This is a genomic window from Brachybacterium netajii (SeqCode) (assembly GCF_054114245.1).
This window is the reverse complement of sequence record NZ_JBSYXB010000002.1, coordinates 207,731-225,031: the sequence shown is the minus strand read 5'-3', so window position 1 is coordinate 225,031 and position 17,301 is coordinate 207,731. Positions and strand designations below refer to the sequence as shown.

Genomic DNA, 17,301 nt, shown 5'->3' with positions numbered 1-17,301 from the left:
GTTTCTTTCTCTGCGCGGCACCGTCGGCGGCGCGGCCTCGCCGTCGCCCGAGGACCGAGGACCGAGCAACGGCCTCACACCGCCGGGAGCACCGCCAGCAGCGCTCCCCCGGCGGCGCCGACGATCACGATCACCCACGGCGGCAGCTTCCAGCTCAGAAGCAGCACGAAGCAGATCAGGGCGAGGCAGAACGGGCCGGGCCCGGTGATCGCCGAGGTGAAGACTGGATCGTAGAGGGCGGCGGCGAGGATCCCGACGACGGCGGCGTTCGCACCGCGCATGAGCGACTGCGCCCACGAGCGCGTGCGGAGGGCGTTCCAGAAGGGCAGCACGCCGACGAGGAGCAGCATGCCGGGCAGGAAGATCGCCACCAGCGCGATCGCGGCGCCGACCGCGCCGCCCGTCCCAGCCGTCGAGAGGGCTCCGAGATAGGCGGCGACCGTGAACAGGGGTCCGGGGACCGCCTGCGCGGCGCCGTAGCCGGCCAGGAACTGCTGCTCGTCGATCCAGCCGGGGTCGACCACGCCGGCCTGCAGCAGCGGCAGCACGACATGGCCGCCGCCGAAGACGAGGGCGCCGGACCGGTAGAAGGCGTCGAACACGGCGATGTCGCCGGAGCCGGTGGCGTGCACGAGCAGCGGACCGCCGAGCAGGAGGAGCGCGAACACGATCAGGCACGCCGCGCCCGTCCGCGGGCCGACCGGGAAGCGCAGCAAGCCCTCCTCCCGCACCGCTCCGCTCCGGCAGAGGAGCAGACCGGCGACGACGCCGAGGACGATCGCGAGGACCTGGCCGTACGCTCCCGGCACCAGCAGCGCCGCCACGGCCGCGGCCGCGGCGATCGAGGCGCGACGCGTATCCGGGGCCAGCGTCCTCGCCATGCCGAGGACGGCCTGCGCGACGATCGCCACGGCGACGATCTTCAGCCCGGAGAGGACCCCCTGGCCGATCGGGCCGTCGATCAGGGCCGCCCCCTGGGCGAAGGCCACCAGCAGCACGGCGGACGGCAGGGTGAAGCCGAGGAAGGCGGCCAGCGCGCCGCGCACGCCGGCACGGTGCAGCCCGATGCCGAAGCCGACCTGGCTGGAGGCCGGCCCCGGGAGGAACTGGCTGAGGGCGACGAGGTCGGCGTACTCCCCCTCGCTCATCCAACGGCGTCGGTCGACGACCTCGGCCCGGAAGTAGCCGAGATGGGCGATCGGCCCGCCGAAGGACGTCACGCCGAGCCGGAGGAAGACCCGCAGGACCTCCCCCGCGGTGCCCCGCCCTGAGGCCGCGACCGCGGCGGACGCGTGGTCGGGAGCGGGATCGGCGTCGGTCATCGTCTCAGGCGTCCTCTCGAGCGGCGTCCGGTGCGCGGGCGCACGACCGGGAGAAGACGTCAGCCTAGGTCAGGCGTGGGAACGCATCGCATCGTCGGCGTGAACGCCGGTCGTCCTGCGCTCCGCCCCGCGTCGGGGCGGTCGGGCGAGGCGGAGCCGCGCCCGACCCTGTTTCCTGCGCTATGATGTTTCCCATGTCTCGAATCAATGCACGGCGTGATCCGCAGGTTCTCGGCGATGCGCTCCACAGCATCGAGCGCCTGCTGCCGGCGAGCTGGAGGCTGCTGCGCGAGGTCGCCCCGGCCGACGTCCCGGCGGATGCGCTGGTCTCTCTCGTCGGCCCCGGCGAGGAGCGCGCGGCCTTCTGCGTCGAGGCGCGTCCCTCGGGCTGCCCCGTCGGACAGCTCCTCCCTGCGCTGCGCGAGCAGCGCCGGCAGGTCGGCCTCCCCCTGCTCTTCGTCTCGGACTACATCGGTCCCGCTCTGCGGGCCGCCCTCGAGGAGGACGGCATGAGCTATGCGGACTCGTCCGGCTGGGTGCGGATCCTCAGCGAGGGCCCCCTCGTCCTCCTCACCGGGCAGGGGGCGTCGACGTCGCCGCGGGCGGGGACGCCTTCAGCGATCATCCGGCTGGACGGCGTGGCCGTCTCCCGCATCGTGCGCGCGCTGTGCGAGCACGATGCTCCGCTCGGGGTGCGGGAGCTGGCGGGGATCGCCGGCGTCTCCCCCGGCTCCGTGTCGAAGCTGCTCCCGACGCTCGCCAACGAGGGCGTGGTCGAGCGGGTCGCGGGCGGCGGCGTGACCGGCGTGGACCGGCGCGCCCTGGTCGAGCGCTGGGCGCGGGACTACTCCTTCGCCGGCTCGAACCACGCGGTCACGCATCTCGTGGCCCCCCATGGCATGGAGCGGATCCTCGCCCAGCGCCGGAGCATCCCCGTCCGGACCGCGCTGACGGGGTCCGAGGCCGCCCACCGCCTGCTGCCGGGCGGCGAGGAGCCCGCCCTCCCGCTCCGTCTGCTCGCCCTGTACGCGGAGTCCGTGACCGCGGCGGCCGATGCCCTCGGCCTGCTGCCGTGCGAACCGGCCGATGCCGACGTCGTCCTCGCCGTCCCGCAGGACGACGCGGTCCTCGCGCAGGACCTCGCCCCCACGGCCCTGATCCTCGCCGATCTCCTCACCCTGCGCAGCTGGGGCCGCGCGGAGGCCGAGCAGCTCATGGATGTGCTCGCCGAGCGCGCCGCCGGCTGGTCCGTCTGAGGCGATCCCCTCCTTCTCCCCTCCCCCGGCGACGGCGACGCCGTCACGGCCCTGCGCACCGTCTAGAGTTCTGCCCATGGACAGCACGATCTCCCCCGCCCCCGACGCCCTCGCGGAGGGCACCTCTCGCACCTACGTGATCACCTTCGTGTGCGAGGACCGCCCCGGCATCGTCCATGCGATCACCGGAGCCGTCGTCGAGATCGACGGGAACATCGGGGAGAGCCGCCAGTTCGAGAGCGGCGCCACGCACCGCTTCTACATGCGCGTCGAGGTCACGACCGCCGCCTCGCGGGAGCGTCTCGAGGAGGTCCTCGCCCCCGTCGTCGCCCGCTACGGGATGGAGCATCGCATCGACGTCGTCGGCCGCCCGGTGCGGACCCTCGTGCTCGCGTCCAAGGCGAAGCACTGCGTCAACGACATCCTGTTCCAGAAGGATCAGGGGCACCTCCCGATCGAGATCCCGCTGATCCTCGCCAACCACGACACGATGGCCCCGCTGGCCGCCTTCCACGGCGTCCCCTTCGAGCACCGGCCGATCGCCTCTGCTGAGGACAAGGCGGCCTTCGAGGACCGGGTCCGCGCGGCGATCGAGGAGCACGACATCGAGCTCGTCGTCCTCGCCCGCTACATGCAGATCCTCTCCCCCGAGCTGTGCGCGGAGCTCGAGGGACGCTGCATCAACATCCACCACTCGTTCCTGCCCGGCTTCAAGGGCGCGAACCCCTACCGGCAGGCGTACGCGCGCGGCGTGAAGCAGATCGGCGCGACCGCCCACTTCGTCACGGGCGACCTCGACGAGGGGCCGATCATCGAGCAGGACGTGATCCGCGTGGACCACACCCGCTCGCCGCGGGAGCTGATGGCGCTCGGCCAGGACACCGAGGTGCGCACGCTGCGCACGGCGATCACCTGGTTCGCCCAGTCGCGCGTGCTGCTGGACGGCCAGCGCACCATCGTCTTCCGCTGATCCCGCACCCGGCGCCGGCAGACGGCCCGTCGGCGGGCGGCCCGTCGGCCGGTCAGAGCCGGCGCGCCCTCCCGACCCCCTGGGCGGCCTCCGCATCGGCATAGCGCATGCCCGCGGGCACCTGCGCGCTGTCGAACCACCAGGAGGCGTGGGGCAGCATCCGCACATCGTGCCAGGGGATCTCGAAGGCAGGGTCGCGCCACAGCGTGAGCCCCACCTCCGCACGCCTCCCGGCCGCGACCAGGGCGAGCCGACGCAGGCGCGACAGCGGATGCGGGGACAGCCGGGCCGACGCCGGGATCGCGAGCGTCGGCCCCAGGGGCAGCGGCCACACCGTCTCCCCCCAGTGCAGCACCGCCTCCGGACTGTCGCCGACGATGACCGCCGGGGGCCGCAGATCCTGCTCGGTCACGGAGCGCGGGGCGATCGGCTCCCCCCGCTCCATCACCTCGCGCTGCACCCAGGCCCCGGGGATGACGGTGCGCCCGCCGACGCGGACGTCCACCAGGAGAGCGTCAGCGGCCGGCCGCAGCGGCGCGCTGAGCGGTCCGCCGTTCCGCACGAGATCGCGGCGGGGCGCGGCGACGACCCGCACCTCCGCGCGGTCCTCGGGACGTGCCGGATCCGCCACCAGCGGGATCAGCACACGGGTCCCGGGCAGCGGTTCGTTCTGCCTCATCGGCGGAACCTGGCCTCCGGCTCGTCGGCCAGCGCGATCGCGAGCACCTCGCGGAAGCGGTCGTTCATCGGCGGCGGCGCCTCCAGGTCGAACCAGCGGGCCTCGGAGTTCTCGCCGTCGGCGGGATGGGGATCCCCCTCGACGTGCTCGCAGACGAACGCCAGATCCAGGTACTGCGCGCGATCGCCGTTGAGGTAGGTCATGGGAGCGAGGGTGCGGACGTCCACGAGCCGACGCGCCCGGCACACGGTGCCGGTCTCCTCGAGCACCTCGCGCTCGGCGGCGACGGCCGGCTCCTCACCGGGGTCGATGATCCCGGTGATGGGAGTCCACTGGCCGTCGTCGACGCGCCGCACGGCGAGCATCCGGCGCCGTCCGGCGTCCAGCACGATCGCCGTCACCCCGGTCATCCAGAGCAGATCGTGACCGATGTGCTCGCGCAGGCGCAGGACGAAGTCGGGCGTGGGCATGGGGCGGGCTCCTCGGCGGGATGCGGGACGGGCAGGACGGGCGCCGCCGCGCTCAGCCGCCGGTGATGACCGGGATGCTGAAGACCCCGAACATCAGCACCATGAACGCGATGTAGGCGATGATCGCCAGCACCGAGATCGCCAGCAGCACCCAGAACACGATCCAGCCGACCTTGTTCATCTGCCGCGCCGAGGCGGGGTTCGTGTCCAGCTGCACGAGCGCGATGATGCCGAAGATCGTCGGGATCATGCCGCCGCAGACGGCGCCGACGATGATCAGGATGATCGCGCTGGTCCGGATGGAGCTCTGATCTCCCGTGTAGGGATAGGGATGGTTCATGGGTCGATCTCCTCGATCGGCCGGGGCCGTCCGTCCGCAGACGACGGCACGAGGTCAGTCTGCCCGTGGTCAGTCGACCAGCGGGACGCCGTGGGCGTCGCGCTGGAAGCTCTCCGACTTCGCGAGGATCATGATCCCCTCGACGAGACCCCACAGCGATCCGAGGCCGCAGGTGAGGACGGTCACGATGATCTGGATGACGCCCATCTTGGTGTACCCCAGCAGGAAGCGGTGGACACCCCAGCCTCCGAGGAAGATGCCCAGCAGCCCCACGAGGAGGCGGCTCTGGGGCTGACGACCGGCGACACCGGCCTGCGGGACCTGCCCGGCAGGCGGCTGCTGGCCGTAGGGCGCCTGTCCGGCGGACTGCTGGCCGTACGGGGCCTGCCCGGCGGATGCCGCGCTGAAGGCCTGCTGGTCCGCGGACTGCTGGCCGTACGGCTGCTGCGCGGCCTGATCGACGCCCTGCCGGACGCCGGGCTGACCATAGGGATCGCTCGCCGGGGCGCCCTGCGCGGCCTCGGGGGCGGCCGCGGACCAGGCCTGCTGCGACTGGCCGTACGGATCCGCGGCGGACGGGGCCGACTGGCCGTAGGGGTCAGCGGCGGACGCTGCCGGCGCGGCGGACGGGGCCGACTGGCCGTAGGGATCGGGGGCCGACTGCCCGTAGGGATCGCCGGCCGACGCGGCGGGCTGGCCGTACGCCGGAACCGGGTCGACGAGGGTCGCCTCCGCCGGCGGCTGCTCGGCAGGGGCGGGCTCCTGCGCCGGCGGGGCGGCCCACGGATCCTGTGCGGCCTCGGCCGCCGGAGCGGGGGCGGCCCACGGGTCCTGCGCGCTCGGAGCGCTCTCGACGGCCGGGGCCTGCTCGCCGTAGGGGTTCTGCGGCACTGCCCCGTACGGGTTCTGCTGCCCGTACTGCTGTGCGTCGGAGTGCTGCGCGTCCGCGCCCTCCGGCTGCTGGTCGTTCCAGGATCCGTTGTCGCCCGTGGTGCTCATGGGGACAGCGTAACGGCTCGCCCGTGGTGCACGACACTCGGCCCGTCGGCCGACGCGGCGGGCCCGGGCGGTGCCGTCGCTGCGGCAGGCCCGGACCCGGGACGGAGGCGACGGCGTCGCCGGGGACGCTCGTCAGCGTCGACGCTTCTCGCGGATCCTCACGCCGATGACGATCGGCGAGCCGGTGAACTCGAACTCCTCGCGCAGGCGGCGCTCGATGAAGCGGCGGTAGCCGTGCTCGAGGAAGCCCGAGGCGAAGATCACGAACCGCGGCGGACGGGTCCGCGCCTGGGTCGCGAAGAGGATGCGGGACTGCTTGCCGCCGCGCAGCGGATGCGGGTGCGCGGCGACGAGGGTGCCGAGGAAGGCGTTGAGGCGGCCCGTGGGGATGCGCTGGTCCCAGGACTCGAGCGCCATCTCGATCGCCGGCACCAGCTTCTCGGCGTGGCGGCCCGTCTTCGCGGAGAGGTTCACCCGCGGAGCCCAGGCCACATGCGCGAGATCCCGCTGGATCTCGCCCTCGAGCTGGAGACGCCGCTCCTCGTCCAGCAGATCCCACTTGTTGAAGGCGAGGACGAGCGCGCGGCCCGACTCCAGGACCATGTCGATGATCTTCAGATCCTGGGTGGAGATCGTCTCCGAGGCCTCGAGGAGCACGACGGCGACCTCGGCGCGGTCCAGCGCCGCCCGGGTGCGCAGCGAGGCGTAGTAGTCCGCGCCCTGGGACTGCAGCACGCGGCGGCGGATGCCGGCGGTGTCCACGAAGGTCCAGACCTTCTCGCCGAGCGTGATCTTCTCATCGACCGGGTCGCGGGTGGTGCCCGCCACATCGTCGACGACCACCCGGTTCTCCCCCGCGAGACGGTTCAGCAGCGAGGACTTGCCGACGTTCGGGCGGCCGACGAGCGCGATGCGCCGCGGTCCGTTGTCCACGGGAGCGCCGCGGCCCTCCTCCGGCAGAACCGCCATGACGGCGTCGAGCAGGTCGCCGGAGCCGCGGCCGTGCAGCGCGGAGACCGGATGCGGCTCTCCGAGGCCGAGGTTCCACAGTCCCGCGGCCTCGAGCTCGCCGCGCTGGTCGTCGACCTTGTTCGCGACCAGCACGACGGGATGCGAGGTGCGCCGCAGGACCTTGAGCATCTGCTCGTCGGTCTGGGTGATGCCGACGTTGGCGTCCACGATGAACATCACGACGTCGGCGAGCTCGACGGCGATCTCCGCCTGCTCCGCGACGCGGTAGGCGATGCCCTCGACCCGATCCTCCCAGCCGCCGGTGTCGACGAGCCAGAAATCGCGACCCGCCCACTCGGCCTCGTAGAAGACGCGGTCGCGGGTGACGCCGGGCCTGTCCTCGACGACCGCCTCGCGACGGCCCAGGATGCGGTTGACCAGCGTGGACTTGCCGACATTGGGGCGTCCGACGACGGCGACGACCGGAAGGTTGCGGGCAGGGGCGGCGGAGTAGAGCTCGTCCTCGTCCCCCGCGAGCAGCGCGAGATCCTCCTCATCGAGCTCGAAGTCGGACAGGCCCGCACGCAGGGCCGCCTCGATGGCCTCGTCGCTCGGATGGCCGTCGGAGTCCTCCGCGACCGTGCGCACGACCTCGACCGCCGGGACGGATGCTTCCTCGTCGTCGCCGCGCACGGCGTCGATGAGGCCCTGGACCCGTGCGACGACGTCATCGATCCCCAGATCGGTGGTGTCGACGGCGACGACGCCCTCTCCGGCGGTGAGGAACTCCGAGACCGTCGAGTCGTCGCGATCCCGGCGCAGCACCTGGTCGCGCATGCGCTCGCGCGTCTCCTCGGAGTCCTCGAGGGAGAGCTCGCGGGCACGGCGCTCCATGCGCGCCTCGTCGCTCGCGGTCAGCAGCACCCGCACGTCGGCGTCGGGGGCGACGACGGTCGTGATGTCGCGACCCTCCGCGGCGCACAGGCCGCGCTCATCGGCGACGGAGCGCAGAAGCTCGCGCTGGCGCCGCTGCAGGATCGGGCGCACGAGAGTGTTGGTGGCGATGGCGCTGACCGCGGTGCTGATGCGCTCGGTGCGGATCTCCGCCGTGAGGTCGCGGCCGGCGACGACGACGCGGGCGCCCTCGGGATCGGTGCCGATCTCGAGGTCGATGCCCTCGGCGACGGCGGCGACGGCCTCGCGATCGTCCAGATCGACGCCGTCCTCGAGGCACAGCCAGGTCACGGCCCGGTACATGGCGCCGGTGTCGAGGACGCCGCCGGCGTTCTGCTCGGCGATGCGGCGGGCGACGGTGGACTTCCCCGAGCCGGCCGGGCCGTCGATCGCGACGGAGACGCCGCGGCGGGCAGGGGCGGGGACGGTGTCAGGGGAATCCATCCCCCAAGGATAGATGTCCCTCAGGCCTCCGCGACGGTCCAGCCGCGAACCCGCAGCTCCCCCGTGAGCAGGGCCTCATGGGTCCCGTCGATCGCGATGTGCGCGAGGCCGACGGGCTGGCCGAGGGAATGCTCGAGATGCAGGTCCTCGAGGTTCACGCCGATCTCGCCGATCTCCGTGAGCAGGCGCGCGAGCTCGCCCGGGCGGTCGGGGACGAGGACGGTCAGCGTGACGAACGCATCGGTCCCGCGACCGTGCTTCCCGGGGATGCGGCCGACGCCCCGGTTGCCGTCGGCGATGAGGCTCGCCACCGCGCGCCGCGATCCGCGCTCGGGGGCCGGATCTCCCGTCAGCGCCGCGACCGCCTCGGTCACCTCGTCGAGCCGGTCCGACAGGCCCCGCAGGACCGGGAGCAGCGCCGCGGCGTTGGCGCTGAGGATCTCGACCCACAGCCGCGGGTCCGAGGCCGCGATGCGGGTGGAGTCCCGCAGACCCTGCCCGGCGAGCTCGAGCGCCCCCTCGTCGGCGTCGAGGAGCTGGGTGGCCAGGAGGCTCGCCATCACCTGCGGGGCATGGGAGACATGGGCGACGGCGGTGTCGTGGCGCTCGGCGTCCATGACGACCGGCAGCGCCCCGAGCTCCACGGCGATCCGCTTGAGCATGGCGGCTCCGCGCGGCCGGGAGGTCGCATGCGGGCACACGACGAGCGGACGGCCGAGGAAGAGATCCGCCTGCGCGGCGATCACGCCGGAGACCTCCCGTCCCGCCATCGGATGCGCGCCGACATACCGGGCGAGATCGTCGTCGGACAGGACCCCCTGGTCGCGACGGAGCCGGAGCCCCTCCAGGACCGTCCGCTTCACGCTCGCGACATCCGCGACGATCGCCTGCGGATGCGCGCGCAGCGCCTGCGCGACGAGCTCAGCGGCGACATCGGGCGGGGCGGCGACGACGACGAGCTCCGGCGCGGCCGCGCCCTCGCCGGCGATGCTGCCGACGCCGAGCTCGACCGCCAGCGCCGTCGTCCCCGGGGAGACGTCCTGCAGCTGCACGTCGACCCCGGCGGCGGTGAGCGCGAGGCCCAGCGAGCCGCCGATCAGCCCGACGCCGATGATGCGGACGGTGCACGGCAGGCCGGAGTCCGCGGCGGACGTCGCGGACGGCGCGGACAGGCCGTCCGTGCTCACAGACCGACCTCCGCCATCAGCGTGCCCAGCTCCCTCGAGGTCAGCTCGCGGGTCTGCCCGGGGGCGAGATCGCCCAGCAGCACGGGCCCGATGCGGGTGCGCATGAGCCGGGTCAGCTCGAAGCCCTGGGAGGCGAACATGCGGCGCACGATCCGGTTGCGCCCCTCGTGGAGGGTCACCTCCACCACGGCCTCGCGACCGTCCTGCGCGAGGATCCGCGCCCGGTCGGCGCGGGCGGGGCCGTCCTCGAGCTCCACGCCGTCCCGCAGCGCCTTGACCAGGCCGCGCGGGGGGCCGCCGGGAGCGTCGAAGCGGCAGACATAGGTCTTCTCGATCTCGAAGCTCGGGTGGGTCAGACGATGGGCGAGCTCGCCGTCGTTCGTCAGCAGCAGCAGCCCCTCGGTCTCGTAGTCGAGGCGGCCGACGTGGTACAGCCGATGCGAATACGGCGCCGCGAACTCCGTGAGGTCCCGTCGGCCCTCCGGGTCCGCCATCGCGCTGACCACATGACGGGGCTTGTTCAGCACCACGGTCAGCTTCCCGTCGTCGAGCTGCAGACGACGACCGTCGACGTGCACGGCCTGCGTCGTCGGGTCGATCCGCACGCCCTGCTCGGCGACGATCTCTCCGTCGACGCTCACACGGCCCTGCGCGATGATCGCCTCGCAGGCGCGGCGGGAGCCGAAGCCCGCCCGGGCGAGCACCTTCTGCAGCCGCTCGCCCTCCTCCCGATGGATCTCGGCCTCCTCGTGCCCCTCGGCGGCCGGCCGGGTGCGCGCCGGCGCCCCGTCCTCGGTGCGCAGCCGCACCTCCTTCGGCGGCGTGAAGGCGCTGCGCCGACGACGGTGCGGGGCGCCGCCCCGACCCGTCCCCTGCCCTCGTCCCCGTCCCTGACCTCGGCCCTGCCCGCGCTCCTCGCCGGCCATCAGGCGGCTCCGCCGCGATGGATCAGCTCGCGCGCGAGCTGCCGGTAGGCCTCGGCGCCCTTGTTGGTCGAGGCGAAGGTGATGATCGGCTCCGCGGCGACGGAGGCATCGGGGAACTTCACGGTGCGATTGATCGTGGTGTGGAAGACCTTGTCGGGGAAGGCCTCGACCACGCGCTGGCACACCTCCCGGGCATGCAGGGTGCGGGGATCGAACATCGTGATGAGGATGCCGTCCATCTCGAGCTTCGGGTTGATGCGGTCCTGCACCTTCTCGATGGTCTCCACCAGGAGGGCCACGCCGCGCAGAGCGAAGTACTCGGCCTCCAGCGGGATGATCACGCCGTGGCTGGCCGCGAGGGCGTTGACGGTGAGCAGGCCCAGAGACGGCTGGCAGTCGATGATGATGACGTCGTAGTCGTCGATGACGGGCTTGAGCACGCGGGCGAGCGCCATCTCGCGGGCGACCTCGTTGACGAGGGTGACCTCCGCCGCCGAGAGGTCGATGTTCGCCGGCAGCACGTCGAGGTTCTCCGTGCTCGTCTCCTGGATGACGTCGCGGACCTCGTGCCCGCGCTCCATCAGCAGGTTGTAGACCGTGAGATCGAGGTCGTAGGGGTTCACGCCGGTGCCGGCGCTGAGCGCTCCCTGCGGATCGAGATCGACGAGCAGCACGCGGCGGCCGAGCTCCGCGAGCGCCGCTCCGAGGTTGATGACGCTGGTGGTCTTGCCGACCCCGCCCTTCTGGTTGACCATCGAGATGATCCGTGCCGGCCCGTGGCCGTCCAGCTGTCCGGGCTCCGGCAGCTCGGGCATCGGGCGGCCCGTGGGCCCCAGGTCGATGTCCAGCTGCTGGTGGGAGGTCGCGCTCACGTCGTTGTCCTGTCGTCGGCGTCGTGGTCGGGATGGTCGTGGGCGAGGTCCGTCGCGCCCTCGGGCGTCTCCGGCCTGACCGGGGTCGCGCACGTGCGCCGTCGGCGGCGGAGGGACGGGGCCCGGAGCCCCTGGGGGTCCGGCCGCTCGCCCGGCAAGTCTAAGCCCCAGAACCTGCGCGAGGGTGGGTACCTGCGTGGATCTCCCGCAGCGAGTCCACGGTGACCTGGGTGTACAGCTGCGTCGTCGTCACCGAAGCATGCCCGAGCAGCTCCTGCACGCTGCGGACGTCGGCGCCTCCCTGGAGGAGGTGCGTGGCGTACGAGTGCCGCAGCGTGTGCGGGCTGATGGGCTCGGCGAGGTCCTCGAGACCGGCGGCCGCCGCGGCGTCCCGCACGATCTGCCACGCGGCCTGCCGCGTCAGACGGGTTCCGCGCGACCCCAGGAAGAGGGCCGCTCCCCCGTTCCCGCGCGCGGCGAGGGCAGGACGCGCCCGCGTCAGGTAGGCGTCGAGCGCCTCGAGGGCATAGCGGCCGACGGGCACGACGCGCTGCTTGTCGCCCTTGCCGCGGAGGAGGGCTGCGCGCTGCTCGCGGTCGATGTCGTCGACGTCGATCCCGACGGCCTCGGAGATCCGGGCGCCGAGCCCGTACAGGAGCTCGACGAGCGCGCGGTCGCGCAGCGCCCGCTCGGTCGCGAGCGCTCCGGTGCCCGGCAGGCTCGCGGCCTCCAGGAGCGCCACCACCTGATCGACCTCGAGCGGGTGGGGAAGCCGCCCGGGCAGGGTCGGAGCGGGGATCGAGCGGGAGGGGTCCCCCGCGCTCGAGGCGCTCTCCGCGTCGAGGAAGGCGTGCAGACCGCGCACGGCCGCGAGGGCCCTCGCCGCGGAGGACGCCGCGAGCGGGCTCCCGCCGTCGGACCCGGTGCGCAGCGCCTGCAGGTGCTCCGAGAGATCCTGCGGCACGACCCCGGCGAGCTCGATCCCCTGCCCCTCGAGATGTGCGAGATAGCGGGTCAGATCGCGCCGGTAGGCGGCCAGGGTGTTGGCGGACAGCCCGCGCTCGACGCGCAGATGCGCGAGGTACTGCTCGAGCTGGCGGCCGTCGCCGGGCCTCACAGCTGCACGAAGGGATCGATCGCGAGGGCGACGAAGAGGACCGTGAGGTAGGTGATGGAGCCGTGGAAGACGGTCATGGGGCCGAGCTTGCGACCGGACAGGCCCTTGCGGGTGCGGATCGCGTAGCGCACCACGAGGTAGCCGAACCACGCGCCGGAGGCGACCGCGCCGATGGCGTACACCCAGCCGGTGTGGCCCAGCGGGATGATCGCGAGGCTCGAGGCGATCATGAGGCCGGTGTGCATGAGCATCTGCCCGGCGACCTTGCTGCGGCTCGCCACGACGGGGAGCATCGGGACGCCCGCGTCCGCGTAGTCCTTCGTGAACTTCTCCGCCAGCGGCCAGTAGTGCGGCGGCGTCCAGAAGAAGATGACCAGGAACAGCAGCACAGCCGTCCAGGAGACCGTCCCGGTCACGGAGGACCAGCCGATGAGCACGGGCATGCAGCCCGCGATCCCGCCCCAGACGATGTTCTGGCTGGTGCGGCGCTTGAGGATCATCGTGTAGAACACGACGTACAGCAGGATCGCCCCGACGGCGAGAGCGGCGGACATCCAGTTCACCAGGAGCCCGAGCCACAGCGCGGAGACGATCGAGAGCACGATGCCGAAGACCAGCGCGGCGCGCGGGGAGACCTCGCCGGTGACGATCGGGCGGTTGCGCGTGCGCTTCATCTTCGCGTCGATGTCGCGATCGAGGTACATGTTCAGCGTGTTCGCGCCGCCGGCGGCGAGATAGCCGCCGACCATCGTCGCGACGATGAGCCACCAGGAGGGGAAGCCCCCCGCGGCGAGGAACATCGTGGGGATGGTGGTGATGAGCAGCAGCTCGATGATCCGCGGCTTGGTCAGCGCGACGTACGCGCGGACCGTCCCCTTGAGCGTTCGCGGATCGGACCCGCCCTCGCTGCGGCCTGCCCTGCTGGTCGACGCTCCCTGGGTGGCGGTCACCGCCCACCGTCCTTCCTCGTGATCGCGGCTCGGCACCGCGTGCAACCTCTCCATAGTAGGGGTTCGCATCACCGGGAGGGACCTCCGACCCGGGTGAGTCGGAGCACCCGGAGTCTGTCGGCTCACCTCCGTGACGCTCCATGTCGTCCGACGCGCCCGATCCTGCGGTCTGTCCCGTCACATCGGCGCAGCCCGCCGGTCCGCGCTCGAACCGCCCGCCGAGCGCCTCCGCGGGAGGCCTCCGCGCCCCATCGCTCCAGCTCCCCGCCCCGCCTCCAGCCGCGGATCCGTCGAGGTGAGGAGTGCACGAACGGCGGCAAGCGCTTGCTCGAATGTTCGCCGACAGCGAAGACAACAGGACGGCAACGGGCGGTACACGGTGTGGCCGCAGCGGCGCAGGAGTTTAAGGTAGGGAGCGTTGCTCCGATCCCGCAGTCGGCCGCCCTGCGCTGCCGGGCGCTCTGCGGATGCGAGGAGTCCACAGTCCGTCGGCATCCCGCCGTCATCCGGAGAGAGGAACCATTCCCCGTGACCGATTCGTTCAAGGCTCCTGCAGGCTGGACCGACCTCGACAAGCGCGCCGTGGACACCGCCCGCGTGCTCGCCGCCGATGCGGTGGAGAAGGTGGGCAACGGCCACCCCGGCACCGCGGTGAGCCTGGCCCCCGCCGCGTACCTGCTCTACCAGGACGTGATGCGCCACGATCCCCGCGACCCCCAGTGGCTGGGCCGCGATCGCTTCGTGCTGTCGGCGGGCCACTCGAGCCTGACCCAGTACATCCAGCTCTTCCTCGGCGGCTTCGGCCTCGAGAAGAAGGACATCGAGGAGCTGCGCACCTGGGGCTCGAAGACCCCGGGCCACCCCGAGAACTTCCACACCTCCGGCGTCGAGATCACCACCGGCCCGCTCGGCCAGGGCATCTCCTCCGCCGTCGGCTTCGCCATGGCGCAGCGTCGTGAGCGCGGTCTGCTCGATCCCGAGGCCGCCGAGGGCACCAGCCCCTTCGACCACTTCACCTACGTGATCGCCTCCGACGGCGACCTCGAGGAGGGCGTGAGCTCCGAGGCCAGCTCCATCGCCGGCACGCAGCAGCTGGGCAACCTCATCGTCCTGTGGGACGACAACGAGATCTCCATCGAGGGCGACACCTCCATCGCCTTCACCGAGGACACCGCGGCCCGCTACGAGGCCTACGGCTGGGACGTCCGCACGGTGGACTGGACCAACGGCGGCACCGAGTACGTCGAGGACGTCGCGGCGCTCAAGGACGCGATCCTCGAGGGCCAGAAGGTCACCGACAAGCCGACCTTCATCCGGCTGCGCACGGTCATCGGCTGGCCGATCCCCGAGCTGGCCGGCAGCCACACGGTCCACGGCGCCAAGCTCGGCGCCGAGGGCGTCGCGGGTCTGAAGAAGGCCGTCGGCCTCGACCCCGAGCAGACCTTCCAGGTCGACGAGGACGTCCTCGCGCACACCCGCGCGCTGGCCGACCGCGCCGTCGCCGCCCAGGCCGAGTGGGACAAGGGCTACCAGGCATGGCGCTCCGCCAACGCCGACAGGGCCGCCCTGCTCGACCGCCTGGTCGCGCGCGAGCTGCCCGAGGGCTTCGCCGAGGCGATCCCGTCCTTCGAGGCCTCCGAGAAGGGCGTCGCCACCCGCGCCGCCTCCGGCCAGGTCCTCAACGCCCTCGCCGGCGTGGTGCCCGAGCTCTGGGGCGGCTCCGCCGACCTCGCGGGCTCGAACAACACCACGATGAAGGGCGAGCCGTCCTTCCTGCCCTCCGAGCGCTCCTCCTCCGAGTTCGCCGGCGACAAGTACGGTCGCACGCTGCACTTCGGCATCCGCGAGCACGCCATGGGCTCGATCCTCTCGGGGATCTCGCTGCACGGGCTCACCCGCCCCTACGGCGGCACCTTCTTCCAGTTCGCCGACTACATGCGCGGCGCCGTGCGCCTCGCCTCGCTGATGAAGACGCCGGCCACCTACGTGTGGACCCACGACTCCATCGGCCTCGGTGAGGACGGCCCGACCCACCAGCCGGTCGAGCACCTGGCCGCCTACCGCGCGATCCCCAACCTGTCGATCGTGCGCCCGGCCGATGCCAACGAGACCGCCCAGGCCTGGAAGGCCCTGCTCGAGCGCGACAACGGCCCCGTCGGCCTGATCCTCTCCCGCCAGGCGCTGCCGACCTTCGACCGCACCGAGTACGCGGGCGCCGAGGGCCTCGCCCGGGGCGGCTACGTCATGAAGGACGCCTCCACCGGCGCCCCCCAGGTCATCCTGATCGCCACCGGCTCCGAGGTGCAGTACGCCGCCGAGGCGCAGAAGCAGCTCGAGGCCGAGGGCATTCCCGCCCGCCTGGTCTCGATGCCGTCCGTCGAGTGGTTCGACGAGCAGGATGACGAGTACAAGGAGTCCGTGCTCCCCTCCTCGGTCGCCGCCCGCGTGACCGTCGAGGCCGGCATCGCGATGCCCTGGTACCGCTTCCTGGGCACCCACGGCCGCGCCGTCTCCCTCGAGCACTACGGCGCGTCCGCCGACGCGAAGACGCTCTTCCGCGAGTTCGGCTTCACCCCGGAGGCCGTCGTGGCCGCCGCCAAGGAGTCCCTCGCCTCCGCAGGCGCCTGACCCGCAGCGGGGCGGGGCCGCACGGCCCCGCCCCGCCGCTCTCCCCCATCGATCGCCAAGGATGCATCCCGCATCCGGAAGGAACGAACACAGCATGTCGTCCGCGACCCGCAATCCCCGCACCCAGGCCCTCTCCGAGGCCGGCGTCTCCATCTGGCTCGACGACCTCTCCCGCTCCCGCCTCGCCTCCGGCAACCTCGCCGAGCTCATCGCCTCCCGCGATGTCGTCGGCGTGACCACCAACCCCTCGATCTTCCAGGCCGCGATCTCCGGCTCGACGGAGTACACCGAGGACGTCGCCCGCCTCGCGAGCGAGGGCAAGGACGTCGACGGCGTCATCGAGGTGCTCACCACGGACGACGTCCGCGCCGCCTCGGACCTCTTCGCCGACATCTACCGCACCTCCGAGGGCTTCGACGGCCGCGTCAGCATCGAGGTCGATCCCCGCCTCGCGCACGAGACCGCGAAGACCATCGAGCAGGCCGAGCACCTCTTCGAGGTCGTCGGCCGCGAGAACGTCATGATCAAGATCCCCGCGACCCTCGAGGGCCTGCCGGCGATCACCGAGGTCATCTCGCGCGGCATCAGCGTCAACGTGACGCTGATCTTCTCCGTCGAGCGCTACCTCGCCGTCGTCGACGCCTACCTCGCGGGCCTCGAGAAGGCCGCCGCGGCCGGCATCGACCTGTCGACGATCCACTCGGTCGCCTCGTTCTTCGTCTCCCGCGTCGACGCCGAGATCGACAAGCGCCTCGAGGCGCTGGGCGGCGAGGCCGAGACGCTGCGCGGCTCGGCCGGCGTGGCCAACGCCCGCGCCGCCTTCGGCGAGTACCTGACGGCCTTCTCCTCGGAGCGCTTCGCCGCCCTCGAGGCCAAGGGAGCCAACGTGCAGCGCCCGCTGTGGGCGTCCACCGGAGTCAAGAACCCCGACTACTCCGACACCCTCTACGTCGACAACCTCGTCACCTCCCCGAGCGTGAACACCATGCCGGAGAAGACCCTCGAGGCCGTCGCCGACCACTCCGAGCTCGCCCCCGCGGTCGACGCCGCAGCGGCCGAGGCCGCCGAGGCCGTCCTGGCCCGCGTGGCCGAGGCCGGCGTCGACCTCGCGGACGTGTTCGCGAAGCTCGAGCGCGAAGGCGTCGAGAAGTTCGAGCAGGCCTGGGAGGACCTGCTCGGCACGGTGTCCGCCTCGATCGAGTCGACCCGCGCCTGATCTCCCCCCTGCGGGCACGA

The 17,301-nt window shown here is 72.5% G+C and carries 15 protein-coding genes; 4 read left to right on the top strand and 11 right to left on the bottom strand.

Annotated features, from left to right (window positions below):
- Positions 1-74: 74 nt before the first annotated feature.
- Positions 75-1,322, bottom strand: coding sequence for a chromate efflux transporter (gene chrA, locus ACXET9_RS04745; RefSeq protein WP_457885304.1), 1,248 nt, complete (start codon positions 1,320-1,322; stop codon positions 75-77).
- A gap of 194 nt (positions 1,323-1,516) precedes the next feature.
- Here chrA and ACXET9_RS04740 point away from each other — a divergent pair, with 194 nt between their 5' ends.
- A complete protein-coding gene (locus ACXET9_RS04740) occupies positions 1,517-2,578 on the top strand; it encodes a helix-turn-helix domain-containing protein (protein ID WP_457885302.1) in 1,062 nt (353 codons plus the stop codon).
- Between the two features lie 76 nt (positions 2,579-2,654).
- Positions 2,655-3,548, top strand: coding sequence for a formyltetrahydrofolate deformylase (locus tag ACXET9_RS04735; protein ID WP_457885300.1), 894 nt, complete (start codon positions 2,655-2,657; stop codon positions 3,546-3,548).
- Positions 3,549-3,600: 52 nt separating this feature from the next.
- Here the strand turns inward: ACXET9_RS04735 and ACXET9_RS04730 are convergent, their stop codons facing one another.
- The 10 genes from ACXET9_RS04730 to ACXET9_RS04685 all read right to left on the bottom strand — a co-directional run bounded on the left by ACXET9_RS04730 (position 3,601) and on the right by ACXET9_RS04685 (position 13,437).
- A complete protein-coding gene (locus tag ACXET9_RS04730) occupies positions 3,601-4,227 on the bottom strand; it encodes a hypothetical protein (RefSeq protein ID WP_457885298.1) in 627 nt (208 codons plus the stop codon).
- Positions 4,224-4,697: an NUDIX hydrolase gene (locus tag ACXET9_RS04725; protein WP_457885296.1), complete on the bottom strand. Its 474-nt coding sequence runs from the start codon at positions 4,695-4,697 to the stop codon at positions 4,224-4,226. Before ACXET9_RS04725 ends, ACXET9_RS04730 begins: the two co-directional genes overlap by 4 nt.
- Before the next feature lie 52 nt (positions 4,698-4,749).
- Complete coding sequence (locus ACXET9_RS04720; RefSeq protein ID WP_457885294.1) at positions 4,750-5,037, bottom strand: hypothetical protein; 288 nt, start codon at positions 5,035-5,037, stop codon at positions 4,750-4,752.
- 69 nt (positions 5,038-5,106) lie between these two features.
- Positions 5,107-6,036, bottom strand: coding sequence for an NINE protein (locus ACXET9_RS04715; RefSeq protein WP_457885292.1), 930 nt, complete (start codon positions 6,034-6,036; stop codon positions 5,107-5,109).
- 132 nt (positions 6,037-6,168) lie between these two features.
- Positions 6,169-8,385, bottom strand: coding sequence for a bifunctional cytidylate kinase/GTPase Der (gene der, locus ACXET9_RS04710; protein WP_457885290.1), 2,217 nt, complete (start codon positions 8,383-8,385; stop codon positions 6,169-6,171).
- A 20-nt stretch (positions 8,386-8,405) separates the two neighbouring features.
- The gene (locus ACXET9_RS04705; protein ID WP_457885289.1) at positions 8,406-9,572 is read right to left on the bottom strand and encodes a prephenate dehydrogenase; all 1,167 of its coding nucleotides are present in this window, start codon (positions 9,570-9,572) and stop codon (positions 8,406-8,408) included.
- Positions 9,569-10,381: a pseudouridine synthase gene (locus ACXET9_RS04700; protein WP_457885287.1), complete on the bottom strand. Its 813-nt coding sequence runs from the start codon at positions 10,379-10,381 to the stop codon at positions 9,569-9,571. Before ACXET9_RS04700 ends, ACXET9_RS04705 begins: the two co-directional genes overlap by 4 nt.
- A gap of 116 nt (positions 10,382-10,497) precedes the next feature.
- Positions 10,498-11,370, bottom strand: a complete 873-nt coding sequence (locus tag ACXET9_RS04695; RefSeq protein WP_457885285.1) for a ParA family protein — start codon at positions 11,368-11,370, stop codon at positions 10,498-10,500.
- A 160-nt stretch (positions 11,371-11,530) separates the two neighbouring features.
- Complete coding sequence (locus ACXET9_RS04690; RefSeq protein ID WP_457885284.1) at positions 11,531-12,487, bottom strand: site-specific tyrosine recombinase XerD; 957 nt, start codon at positions 12,485-12,487, stop codon at positions 11,531-11,533.
- Entirely contained in the window at positions 12,484-13,437 is a 954-nt protein-coding gene (locus ACXET9_RS04685) for a heme o synthase (RefSeq protein WP_457885282.1), read from the bottom strand. Before ACXET9_RS04685 ends, ACXET9_RS04690 begins: the two co-directional genes overlap by 4 nt.
- A gap of 528 nt (positions 13,438-13,965) precedes the next feature.
- Here ACXET9_RS04685 and tkt point away from each other — a divergent pair.
- Together tkt and tal are read left to right on the top strand one after the other, a co-directional pair.
- Positions 13,966-16,065, top strand: a complete 2,100-nt coding sequence (gene tkt / locus ACXET9_RS04680) for a transketolase (RefSeq protein WP_457885280.1) — start codon at positions 13,966-13,968, stop codon at positions 16,063-16,065.
- Positions 16,066-16,159: 94 nt separating this feature from the next.
- Positions 16,160-17,281, top strand: coding sequence for a transaldolase (tal, locus tag ACXET9_RS04675; protein WP_457885278.1), 1,122 nt, complete (start codon positions 16,160-16,162; stop codon positions 17,279-17,281).
- The last annotated feature ends 20 nt before the right edge of the window (positions 17,282-17,301 follow it).

Excerpts from the sequence above, each read along its gene's own strand:
- ACXET9_RS04735 (WP_457885300.1), top strand. The coding sequence starts at position 2,655 with ATGGACAGCACGATCTCCCCCGCCCCCGACGCCCTCGCGGAGGGCACC.
- ACXET9_RS04720 (WP_457885294.1), bottom strand. The coding sequence starts at position 5,037 with ATGAACCATCCCTATCCCTACACGGGAGATCAGAGCTCCATCCGGACC.
- ACXET9_RS04725 (WP_457885296.1), bottom strand. The coding sequence starts at position 4,697 with ATGCCCACGCCCGACTTCGTCCTGCGCCTGCGCGAGCACATCGGTCAC.
- ACXET9_RS04740 (WP_457885302.1), top strand. The coding sequence starts at position 1,517 with ATGTCTCGAATCAATGCACGGCGTGATCCGCAGGTTCTCGGCGATGCG.
- der (WP_457885290.1), bottom strand. The coding sequence starts at position 8,385 with ATGGATTCCCCTGACACCGTCCCCGCCCCTGCCCGCCGCGGCGTCTCC.
- tal (WP_457885278.1), top strand. The coding sequence starts at position 16,160 with ATGTCGTCCGCGACCCGCAATCCCCGCACCCAGGCCCTCTCCGAGGCC.
- chrA (WP_457885304.1), bottom strand. The coding sequence starts at position 1,322 with ATGACCGACGCCGATCCCGCTCCCGACCACGCGTCCGCCGCGGTCGCG.
- ACXET9_RS04730 (WP_457885298.1), bottom strand. The coding sequence starts at position 4,227 with ATGAGGCAGAACGAACCGCTGCCCGGGACCCGTGTGCTGATCCCGCTG.
- ACXET9_RS04715 (WP_457885292.1), bottom strand. The coding sequence starts at position 6,036 with ATGAGCACCACGGGCGACAACGGATCCTGGAACGACCAGCAGCCGGAG.